This is a genomic window from Paraburkholderia lycopersici (assembly GCF_900096975.1).
Taxonomy (GTDB): Bacteria; Pseudomonadota; Gammaproteobacteria; order Burkholderiales; family Burkholderiaceae; genus Paraburkholderia; species Paraburkholderia lycopersici.
On sequence record NZ_FMYQ01000057.1, the window covers coordinates 1 to 10,564 of the forward strand.

Below are 10,564 nucleotides of genomic sequence, written 5' to 3' on the forward strand. Positions count from 1 at the left end.
CGCTGGGCGATGCCCTGACGCCGGATATATGTACGCAATCGACTTCCGTGTTCGTCAATTCCGTTTGCTTTTGAGAGCAGTCCATATATGTAGTACATCCAGGCGCCACTTGAGGACGGCAGCGGTATCGTCGGTGGATTCGGAACATTCCTCCAACCACACGCCTATTCCTACGCACGCACTGGAAATTTGCCGATACACACGCGGAAATTGGACAGGCAGACTGGCTGAACCTGATTTAAAGCGCCTCACGCCCCCGGAGAGCTTCGTGTTGAGTCGTCGTGAGGTTGCTACCCTGATGATCGTCGCCAGTGCGCCGGACCGGCTGGAAGTCGACCATGCAGATCTCCGCTCTCTGCTAGTTCGGGGACTTGTAAAGCTTGAGATCCGATCGGCCGGGCGTATGCTGGCTCACCGGTCCCACGCCGGTCAGCACCTGATCGAACGACTCCATAAACGCGACCGTCCGCGTACGGAATTTCAGTTCTGACACCAGGCGCCCGCGATCGCGACACGCTCGCAACGTTGTGGATGATCACCCCGGCTGCGACGGAGCCGGTCACACCTCCACCGACGGTCCTGAGCAGAAACTCGAGCTGACGAGAGTCTGGCGCGGCAGTTCATCCTCGGTTTCGCGTTGCCGTTTTTTGTGTCAATCGCGCGGTGATCATGGCTCGTGCCACCGGTCCCTTGATGCGTCGGAGCGCGTCGCTCTGCGAGGAGGTGGCGGGCGGGCGCGACACGCAGGCGCTACTGCGGCAGCTCGAACAGCGCGGCCCCTTTCTGGGAGCCCTCGACAGCAACCCCGGCTGATATCGCTACAACAGCGACCTATATGGAGAAGGTGGGCTCTCCACGATGTACGCAATGCATGCCTTCATTGCATACAAAGAGTCTCTTTTTCCCGGGTAAGCGACTCTCGCGATGCCCACGCCGGACGCCACGAGCACATCCTTCGCCTCGCTATGAGTAACGTCGCCCTCAATCTCCCGAGGGCTTCGGCATTGACCATTGCAACGTGAAGGTGTGCGTGCGCTCGTCGTGTGCTACGTCCACGCCAAAGCGGGCGCTTTCGCGCGAAAGCGTCGCATACAGTCAGGACTGCCCTCTAGTCCGAAGCACACCACACCAGAAAATGACGGGTTTGCATCGGTACAGCAGTGAATTCCACGAGAGCGCCACCTTCCGGAACCACGAATATATCGTCGCGCATACGCCGTTCTGCGATCTGCGGCACTTCGCCCGCCCGCATGTCCAGCGCGCTGTTCTGCTGCGCACGCCGCTGGCCGGCCACGCAGCGCTCATGATGCGGGAGACCGTTGAGGCGCTCCTCGCCGACGGCGACGTCGATATTACCGACTGGATCAACGCGCACGACGTACCGCTCGCCGCGGGCCGCTTCGGACTCGATGAATACGTGGCAATGCTGGACGCCTTTATCGGCGCGCTTGCGCAGGACAAGCGGCCGCTGCACGTTGTCGCCGTCCGCCAGTCCACGTTTCCCGCGCTCGGGACGCTGGCGCTGCGAGCGCAGCGCAACTGCGCGTCGCCCGCAAGCATCACCTTGATCGGCAGTCCGCTCGATGCGCGCATCAATCCGAGCACATTGGGTGTCGCGGCTTCATCGTATTCGCTCGACTGGTGCCAGCGCCACCTGATCGATGTCGTACCGTCCGGCTTCTCCGGGCACGACCGCCATGTATTCCCAGCCTACCTCCAGCAGGCCGAAATCGCAGTCGTCTACCCGCACCGCTATGTGTCGCTGGCTGATCGTTATGCGCAGGCAATTTCGCGCGGCGATGCAGACGCACTTGCAGATGCACGCCACGCGTTGATCGAGTACACCGTGCTGCTCGACATGCCTAACCGCCGCCGTTATGCCGATCCCGTCGCCACGAATTGCGACGATGTCGCGCTCGTTGTCGCGACGCCGAAATCGATCCTCCCGATATCGATATCAGATGTCTCGGTTAATAGTTCGTTATCCATATCAATTTACAGGATAGCTAACCCGACGGCTGACTTACCGGCATCGCTCTTCCATATGGGTGAATTTTCAATCACGAGGAAGGCATGCCGCATTGATTGACGTGAATCAAAAGCGGCCGGACGCGCAGCCAGACAATGAATCCTCTTTCAAGGAGGTTGACCATGAATGACGAAGCGACCAAGCTGCCTGTGAAAAAGCCGGAAGAAAGCGTCCAGCGGCCGGCAGTGTTCCAGGCGTGGCATCCCGTCGAGAGCCTGCGCCGCGAGATCGACCATCTCTTTGACGATTTCGACCCCCGTTTCAGCCTTCAGCCGCTGCGCCGCTCTCTATTTGGCGTCGAGCCGTTCTGGCGCCGCGAGCGTGCGTTTGTGGCCGCACCTGCGGTGGACATAGCGGAAACCGACAAGGCCTTCGAGATCGTGGCCGAGCTGCCCGGCATTGACGAAGACGACCTCGAAGTGAAGCTCGCGAACGGCGGCCTCACGATCAAGGGCGAAAAGCACGAGGAAAAGGAGGAAAAAAAGAAGGATTACTACCTCCATGAACGTCACTTTGGCTCCTTCGAGCGCTATTTCCAGCTGCCGGAAGGCGTCGATCGTGAAAAGATCGAAGCGAGCTTCAAGAAAGGCGTGTTGACCGTGACGCTGCCCAAGACCGCGGAAGCGCGAAAAGCGGAAAAGAAGATTCCGGTGAAGACTGCCTGAGGCAAGGCCGAGGCCGAAGCCACGCCCGCCCGGCTCATGCGGGCTGCGTGGCTCAGGGAGAATGAAATGAAATAAAGGCGAGTCCGCCTGCGTCCGGGACGCTGATCGCGACCATCGCGAGCGGAATGCAGAAAATGAAGCAGATGCAGCCTGAACTGACGTCCGCGTTCGGCAGACTCGCGCTAGCGGGAATTCGCGATGCGCCGTGTCCACGAAAGCGCGCGAACTTATATGGCCTTGGGAATCGCGATCGCCGACCGCCGACCGCCGCCACGATTGCATCAGATTTCACGTCAAGGCGTTCATGAAGCTGGGAGTAACGCAGCAGGAGATCGATGACATCGCTGGCACGGCCGTCTATATGGGGCGGCAGGCCGTCCATGATGTACACCATACATGCGCTGATCGCACAGAAGCAATTCCGTGCCGCAAGGCAGGCGTCTTGAGCGGTGGTCGTCGAGAGCTGTCTTGAGGCGTCTCGGACGAGAACACCCAAGGGAGAAGGGAGTGGAGAACCGGCTAAGTGGATTGGGTTTCGACCTCGTAACCGTCGGCCGCGATGGTCCAGTGGCTCACGCACTGCGCCTGTTCGAATTCGAAAATGGCGCACGCAATGGCCTCGGCGCGTTCGACTGACTCGCCGGACACGCGCATCAACTCGCACCGGTGCGGCAACCCACGGTGATCGAGAATCTCCTTGTAGAAGACGACTTCAACCCTCGCCCGTCCCGAAGCCGGGGGGCTTGCCGCGAGCGGTTGCTTGCGGCACCGGCTGCCCTTTGCCGCCCCTCTCCCCTGCCGCTCCGACGACTGGCCGCCTGATCGCCGAGGCTGAATGCGCGGCGCTCCATCGTCCATGTCCGCGATTGCTGCCCGCGCCCCATCGGTACGCGTGCCCGAACGTGCCGCGGCACGGTTACTCATCTGCGTGGTCCGGCGCGAACTCATTAGTTGCCCTCCAGAACGGCTGCTTCGCTGCGCGCCTCGCAAGCGTGGCACGACATGGTCATGGTGAATTCTCGCTCCATGATGCCGTTGATTCAGGTCAACCGCGAACGGCACCGGCGCGGCCCGAATAGACACGACGGCCGCTCACGACGCGATCTCGGCGAGCATCGTCGCTCCCCGCGTAGAGTTCCAATGCCTGGGCAAGCCGCCTGCCGGCATCGACACGAATCTGGAATAGGTCATTCTTGATCTGACGTCTAGTACAACAATCATCGTGGCGGCCACGCATGCCTGGTTGACTTCGATCAACCGCACATTGCCGGCGAAATAGCACCGGCAGATAATCGGACCTGGCCATCGCGGCGACAATGCGCCCCGCGCCATCAACATCAATCCGGTTCTGGTGCCTCGACGATGGCAAGCGGCATCGCGATCTTCACCGAGAAACCCCGGCCCGGCGCGGTCTCGATCATCACTTGCCCGCCCAGCCGCTCCGCGCGCTCGCGCATGCCAAGCAATCCGAACGATTTCAGACCCGGCCGAACTTCGCGCTCAGCGCCACGGCCGTTATCCGCGACGGTCACGTTGCAATGGGTTGCGCCGCGCAGGATCTCGACGCAGACTTCGGTCGCGTTCGCGTGACGCGCGATATTCGTGAGGGCTTCCTGGATCATCCGGAACACCGCTGTGGCGCTCTCGCGATTGAACGCGATTTCGTCTGCGTCGATGTCCGTGACGACCTGAATCGCGTAGCGCATCGAGAACTCCTCGATCAGCCAGTCGACTGCGGGAATCAGGCCAAGGTCATCGAGCATTCGCGGCCGCAGGTCCGATGCAATGCGCCGCAGCGAGGCAACAATCTGGTCGATCATCCTGTTGAGCTTGCCGATCTCGCCTTCGGCCCCGCCGGCATCGGCCTGCCTGAGCCTGTTTTCGAGCAGTCCCGTTTCGAGCTTGAGCGCAGTCAGTTGCTGCCCGAGGTCGTCGTGCAGCTCGCGCGCCATGCGCGCCTTTTCTTCTTCCCGCACATGCAGGATGTTCGCGGAAAGGCGCTTGAGTTCCTCGCGCGACTCGCGCAGTGCCTCCTCCGCGCGTCGGCGATCGGTGATGTCCACAATCCAGCCCACCATCCGGTAGGGCTCGCCTGCGCTATTCCATAGCGCCTGCCCTCGGGACAGTATCCAGCGCAGTTCGCCCGATTTCGTGCTCACGCGGTACTCTACGTTGTAGGCGCACCGGTGCGCGAGGTGCGCCTCGAGCGTAGCGCTCACGCGGTCGATGTCGTCGGGATGAATCGCATAGCGATGCGCCCGGATGTCGTTGGGAAGTTCATGGTCGGTATAGCCGAGGATTTCACAGAAATGCGGCGAGAAATAGGCTACGTCGGTGCGCGGGTCCCAGTCCCAGAGTCCGGCGGCCGCACCGCTGACCGCAAGCTGAAAGCGTTCCTCGCTGGCCGCCAGAACGGCCGACACGCGCTGCCGCTCAATCGCGTAGCGAATGGCGCGGCTCAGCAACATGGGCTGGATTTCCCGCTTGAGAAGATAGTCCTGGGCGCCGTCCTGGATCGCCAGCAGGCCGGCCGACATGTCGTCGAGCCCGGTCAGCACGAGAACGGGCGTCTCCGGTTTTTGAAGGTGGAGCGTGTGGAAGGTGTCGAGGCCCTGCGAATCCGGAAGCCCGAGGTCGAGCAGCACGACGTCGAAAGGCGTCGTCAGCAGATGTGCCAGCGCCGCCGACAGATGCTCCGCATGGACCAGCACTGGCGCGAATTCAGGGACCTCCGCCAGTGCCTCGCGGATCAAAAATGCGTCGGTCGGGCTGTCTTCGACGAGCAGGACACGAAGCTCAGCAAGCGGCGTGCTCATAGCTTACCGGGCGGCAGCGTGACCACGCCAAACCAGAAGTCGCTGATGCTGCGCACCACGTCTGCAAACTTCGAGAAGTCCACGGGCTTCGCGATATAGCAATTGGCATGCAGTCCATATGATTTCACCACGTCCTCCTCGGACCGGGACGTCGTCAGGATCACGACTGGAATGTTTCTGAGCTCGGGGTCATCCTTCAGCTCCTGGAGCACCTCGCGCCCGCTCTTGCGCGGCAGGTTCAGGTCGAGGATGATGAGGCCCGGCCGGCAGGTGTCATGGTATGGCCCTTCGCGCCGCAGGTACGCCATCGCCGCCACGCCGTCCTCCACGACCCTGAGCGGGTTGAGCACCTTGTGGTATTCCAGACCCTCGCGCGTCATCATCACGTCCGTAGGGCTGTCTTCGACAAGCAGGATTTCAACAAGACCAGCAAGCGCGTTGCATGACATCGGCTCTCTCCTTCGGGTCACCCCATTATCGCGACTCACTCCCGCGTCGCCCCGGCAGCGTGAAAAAGAACGTCGTGCCCTGGCCCGGTTCGGATTCCACCCAGATCCGGCCGCCATGACGCTCGACGATGCGCTTGCACAGGGCAAGGCCGATACCAGTGCCTGGATAGTCGCGACGGGTATGCAGGCGCTGAAAAATCAGAAAAATCCGCTCGAAATACTGAGCGTCGATGCCAATGCCATTGTCTTCCACGCGGAACAGCCATCCCTCCCCGCATGGCTCGGCCAACACACGAATCTCCACTGGCCCCTCCTTGCGCCGGAACTTGACGGCGTTCCCCACCAAGTTCTGGAACAGCAGCGAAAGCTGAGGCGGGATTGCGCGCACGGCGGGAAGCGGGCCGCGATGCACCTGTGCGCCGGCTTCCGCGAGAACGGCGCTCAGGTTCTTGAGAGCGTAGTCGAGCGCGGCTTCGCACTCGGTCGGCTGGAACACATTTTCGGTCCGGCCCACGCGCGAATACGTCAATAGATCCTCGATCAGCGCCTGCATGCGCCCGGCGCCTTCAACGGCGTGACCAATGTACTCGTCCGCCCGGGAATCCAACTGTCCCTGGTAACGGCGCTGCAGAAGCTGCAACGGTCCGGCGACGGCGCGCAGCGGCTCCTGCAGATCGTGCGAAGCCACATAGGCGAACTGTTCGAGGTCGCGATTCGAGCGGGCCAGCTCGTCGGTGCGCTCCTGCAGCGCCTCTTCGGCGCGCCTGCGCTCCGTAATGTCGACGACGGCTGCGAGAACGAACATGCCCTCGTCGGTCTCGATTGGGTTGAGGCCGATTTCCACGGGAAACTCGCTGCCGTCGTGGCGCAGCCCGTAGAGATGGCGCCCGGTGCCCATCGGCCGGCTCCTGAGGTCGCTGAAGAAGGTCTCGCGGTAGCCGGGGTGGTCCGCGCGAAACCTCGCCGGCACGAGGTCGTCGATGCCGAGACCGAGCAATTCGTCACGCGAGTAGCCGAACACGCGTTGCGCCTGCGAATTCACGAGCACGATATGGCCCTCGCGGTTCACCATGATCATCGCGTTGGGCGCCGCCTCCACGACCCGCCTGAGCCGTTCCTCCGCCCGCTTCCGTTCGCTGATGTCGGTGGAAATGCCGCCGATCGCGACTATGCGGCCATCCGCGTCACGAACCGGAAAGCTCACGGCGAGAAACGTGTGCAGCCGGTCGTCGAGCGTGACTGTCTCCTCCCGCTCGACCACTTCGCCCGCCAGGACGCGCTCGTCCGCCTCGCGGCAAGCAAGCGCGCGCGCGGCCGTAAAGAGATCTTCGTCCGTTCTGTCCAGTGCGTCAGCTCTTTCAATGCGAAAGGCGTCTTCGAAGCGCCTGTTGACGAGCGCGTAACGACGGTCCAGCTGTTTGACCGTAATCACGCTGGCAGCGTTATCAACGATCGACTGGAGCCGCTGCTGGCTATCACGCATGGCCCGCTCCACCCGCTCGTGCTCCGAGGCCTTGCGGAGTAGCGCTTCATTGGCGCTTTCGAGTTCCGCCGTGCGCTGCGAGACTCGCTGCTCGAGTTCGCAGGTCAGCAAGCGCAGACGCTCTTGCGCCTCCTGGCGCGCCGCGACCTCGAGCACCAGATCGCGATTGGCCTCGTAGAGCTGCTTCGTGCCCGGCAATGCAAGCACCTTCGGAATCAGCGGCCACATTGCGGCGGCGGTAACCAACGAAGCTAGCGCCGTAACCGTCTTGACACCAGCATCCAGCCAGTACAAGGGGTGCCAGATGTCGACAATGGAGAGCAAATGGGTCGTTCCACATGCGAGGATGAACACCGCGAACATGAGGAACAGCCAACCGAAAGGAAGGTCGGCGCGGCGGCGCGCGAACGTCCACAACGCCACTGGTATCGAGTAATACGAAAGCGCGATGACTGCGTCGGAACCCACATACGTCCAGATCAGCGGGGGCGACCAGTGCAGACAATAACCATGGGGAATGAAGTCCGACGTCGCAAGAAACCGGGCAATGGCGTCCACTCTTCACTCTCCCCCAACGATGGGTCTACGGACTGCTCGAGATTGCGCAACGAGCAGGTCATCACGGACAGGGACAACTCAGGTAAGAAACGGCACGGACAGTGCGACATGCGGTGAACGATTAAACAAATCATGAATATTTCGCCTGGCCAGCAGGCGTGCGCCGTGGCACATGTCAAGACTACGCACCCGGATTGCGCGATGCAAGCGGTGGGGAGAATGAGCGACCCCGGCTTCTGCGCCGCCAGTGCGTCGAACGCCGCCGCGCGGCCAAGCGCCTGAAACGCCGCGCTCGACTCCGCCGAAAGATCGAAGTCGAGCGCAAACGTCGCGGTCTACCGTGGGACCATCCAGTGCAATGCCATGGATGCGCATCGGCAACTGGCTGCGCATCAGCCGGCTCGATGCGCTCAACGAGATCGCGAAAGTCGTTAGCATGCTCCTCGAAGCTCAGATCGTTGCGAACCCGATCCGCATGGACGATTTCGTCCAGACGCATCAAGTCCCGCAGCCACTTCCAGAACGACGAGGCCAACATCAAGCTGCTCTGGCTGGCGCTGCGCAATGCCCTGGCAAAATCTGTTCGCGCCGCCTTCGACTAGAAGTCCGATCGCCATGAACCAGTTTGCTATTCTGTTTGGCGACCGATTCACGCAGACGCGCGGCTAACGATTCCTTTAACCGCCTCGCCTGCAAAAATGCGGACGGGCTCCGCCCGGTTGGGCATTCTACCCACCGCTTCCAAGAGGCTCACCATGAAATCATTGCGCGAACGCAGGCTGCATGACATGCAGATCCGTAACCTCTTGCAGATAATACCCAGAAGTCCTATTTGATTCAGGTATCCAGTTTCGCCCGATACTTCCGCCGCTCGCCCGAACTGCTGGATCCCTAGCAGGCTGTTGATCTTCGTAACGGTGTAAGCGGGTGTTTGGGGCAATGCGTTAGAGATATTGTGTTCATGGCCTTTGTCGGACGAGTGCGATGCGTGGAATGGACGAGATGCAGGAACCGCTGTTTGGAGTTCCCAGGATTTCGTGGAGACAGAACTTCAATGTAATTTTGCTGCTGCCTCGTACTGTACGGGGCTCATGCCACCGAGGTAGCTGTGCCGCCGGGTGTGATTGTAGAAACTTTCTATGTAATTCGAAATGTCTTCGACCGCGGCAGCGCGGTTCTTGTAGACCCGTTTCTTCACACGCTCTTTCTTCAGGCTGCTGAAAAATGATTCCGCGACAGCGTTATCCAGGCAATTTCCGCGTCGGCTCATGCTAGGCTCAAGATGATTGTTTCGGCAGAAACGCCGCCAGTCATCGCTTCCATATTGGAATCCCTGGTCCGAGTGAATAATCGTCCCACGGGGCCGTCGACTCCGAACCGCCATCAGCAAGGCGTCGAGTATGAGCTGCCGGTCAATCGTCGAACGAGTGGCCCAGCCGATGATCTTGCGCGAGAACAGATCCATGACCACGGCCAAATACAGCCAGCCTTCCCACGTGCGGATATACGTAATGTCAGATACCCAAGTCTGGTTCGGCTTGCTGACATCGAAATTCCGATTGACAAGATTCGGCACCAAGACCGATGGCTTACCAACGGAATAATGCCGCGTCCGGTAGCCGTGCAGGGCCACGATTCTGTTTTCCCGCATGAGGCGTTCTACCCGATGCTTGCTGCACGTCTCGCCGGCTTCCCGTAAGTCGAGGAAGATCCGAGGCGCACCGTAAATGCCATGACTCGCCTTGAAGGATGCGCGAATCAACCGCAAGAGACGCGCATCTTCCTGTGCTCGATCCGAAACAGGTTTCTGCAGCCAAGCATAGTATCCGCTAGGAGCAACGCCCAGCACTTCGCACATGACCTCTACTGGAAATTTCCTGCGGTATGTCTTGATGAACTCATACGCTAATCGCGTGTTTGGATACCGCGGCGACTTCGTCATTTTCGCCTCCTGAAGAATCTTAGACTCTCCACGAAATCCTGGGAACTCCAGTACGGCCTGATTTGTATAAGAGCGGCTAACACAAGTCATCAACGAAGCGCGAACAGATAACGGCAGCAGCCAGGGAGAGCAACGCGACATGAATGTCGAGACGACGCTCGAAACGAATGCGCAGTTTGCCGAAACCGGCAAACCAGGCATGCGTGCGCTCGACTACCCAGCGATACCGGCCGAGCCGCTCCTTACTTTCCACGCCACGGCTGCCGATACGGGCCGTGATGCCGCGCTGCCTCAGGTAACGACGGCAGCGTGCAAAGTCATAGCCTTTGTCCGTATGCAGCTTGCCCGGACGTTTGCGAGGCTGTCCGTTCAGGCCCGGTACCGCAGGAATGGCATCAAGCGTGCGCTCGAATGCCATCGAATCATGCCGGTTGGCACCCGTGACCGTGATGGCCAACGGAACGCCGCGCGCATCTACGACGATGTGCCGTTTCGACCCGAGCTTGCACCGGTCTGTCGGGTTGGGGCGGTTTCCTGGCCCCCCGGGGCTGGAAACACTGGCGGCATCAAGACTCGCCCGTTCCCAGTCAATCTGGTCATGCTCACGCAAGCGGCGAAGCAT

General features: G+C 60.8%; 12 protein-coding genes and 1 pseudogene. 5 read left to right on the forward strand and 8 right to left on the reverse strand.

What is annotated here, in order from left to right; all coding sequences use genetic code 11:
• Nucleotides 1-669 precede the first annotated feature (669 nt).
• From BLU17_RS34755 to BLU17_RS31700, 3 genes are all read left to right on the forward strand, one after another.
• Entirely contained in the window at nucleotides 670-813 is a 144-nt protein-coding gene (locus tag BLU17_RS34755; RefSeq protein ID WP_483874363.1) for a winged helix-turn-helix domain-containing protein, read from the forward strand.
• A gap of 322 nt (nucleotides 814-1,135) precedes the next feature.
• Nucleotides 1,136-2,089, forward strand: a complete 954-nt coding sequence (locus BLU17_RS31695; RefSeq protein ID WP_092006594.1) for a polyhydroxyalkanoate depolymerase — start codon at nucleotides 1,136-1,138, stop codon at nucleotides 2,087-2,089.
• Between the two features lie 62 nt (nucleotides 2,090-2,151).
• Nucleotides 2,152-2,694, forward strand: a complete 543-nt coding sequence (locus tag BLU17_RS31700) for an Hsp20/alpha crystallin family protein (protein ID WP_092006597.1) — start codon at nucleotides 2,152-2,154, stop codon at nucleotides 2,692-2,694.
• Between the two features lie 52 nt (nucleotides 2,695-2,746).
• Here the strand turns inward: BLU17_RS31700 and BLU17_RS34155 are convergent, their stop codons facing one another.
• Complete coding sequence (locus BLU17_RS34155) at nucleotides 2,747-3,076, reverse strand: hypothetical protein (protein ID WP_245747118.1); 330 nt, start codon at nucleotides 3,074-3,076, stop codon at nucleotides 2,747-2,749.
• Between BLU17_RS34155 and BLU17_RS34160 the strand changes: the two genes are divergently transcribed.
• Nucleotides 2,999-3,166 (forward strand): hypothetical protein, encoded by a 168-nt coding sequence (locus BLU17_RS34160; protein ID WP_245747117.1) that lies wholly within the window; start codon nucleotides 2,999-3,001, stop codon nucleotides 3,164-3,166. The two genes, BLU17_RS34155 and BLU17_RS34160, sit on opposite strands and share 78 nt — an antisense overlap.
• Before the next feature lie 47 nt (nucleotides 3,167-3,213).
• On the opposite strand, the gene BLU17_RS31710 is transcribed toward BLU17_RS34160, so the two are convergent.
• From BLU17_RS31710 to BLU17_RS32915, 5 genes are all read right to left on the reverse strand, one after another.
• Nucleotides 3,214-3,618: a hypothetical protein gene (locus BLU17_RS31710; protein ID WP_143189400.1), complete on the reverse strand. Its 405-nt coding sequence runs from the start codon at nucleotides 3,616-3,618 to the stop codon at nucleotides 3,214-3,216.
• Between the two features lie 413 nt (nucleotides 3,619-4,031).
• A complete protein-coding gene (locus BLU17_RS31715; protein ID WP_092006602.1) occupies nucleotides 4,032-5,510 on the reverse strand; it encodes a PAS domain-containing protein in 1,479 nt (492 codons plus the stop codon).
• Nucleotides 5,507-5,959: a response regulator gene (locus tag BLU17_RS31720; protein WP_092006605.1), complete on the reverse strand. Its 453-nt coding sequence runs from the start codon at nucleotides 5,957-5,959 to the stop codon at nucleotides 5,507-5,509. The genes BLU17_RS31715 and BLU17_RS31720 overlap by 4 nt, the downstream gene beginning before the upstream one ends.
• A gap of 25 nt (nucleotides 5,960-5,984) precedes the next feature.
• A complete protein-coding gene (locus BLU17_RS31725; RefSeq protein ID WP_143189401.1) occupies nucleotides 5,985-8,000 on the reverse strand; it encodes a sensor histidine kinase in 2,016 nt (671 codons plus the stop codon).
• Nucleotides 8,001-8,078: 78 nt separating this feature from the next.
• Nucleotides 8,079-8,438 carry a hypothetical protein gene (locus BLU17_RS32915; RefSeq protein ID WP_143189402.1) on the reverse strand — a complete coding sequence of 120 codons (360 nt, stop codon included), beginning with the start codon at nucleotides 8,436-8,438 and terminating at the stop codon, nucleotides 8,079-8,081.
• 59 nt (nucleotides 8,439-8,497) lie between these two features.
• On the opposite strand from BLU17_RS32915, the pseudogene BLU17_RS34165 reads away from it, so the two are divergent.
• Nucleotides 8,498-8,669, forward strand: a pseudogene (locus tag BLU17_RS34165) (IS256 family transposase); the annotation flags it as partial.
• 382 nt (nucleotides 8,670-9,051) lie between these two features.
• Here the strand turns inward: BLU17_RS34165 and BLU17_RS31730 are convergent.
• The gene (locus BLU17_RS31730) at nucleotides 9,052-10,083 is read right to left on the reverse strand and encodes an IS3 family transposase (protein WP_342713895.1); all 1,032 of its coding nucleotides are present in this window, start codon (nucleotides 10,081-10,083) and stop codon (nucleotides 9,052-9,054) included.
• Nucleotides 10,019-10,564, reverse strand: a 546-nt coding sequence (locus BLU17_RS31735; protein WP_092006610.1) for an IS5 family transposase, incomplete at its 5' end; no start/stop codon positions are given. The genes BLU17_RS31735 and BLU17_RS31730, both read right to left, overlap by 65 nt.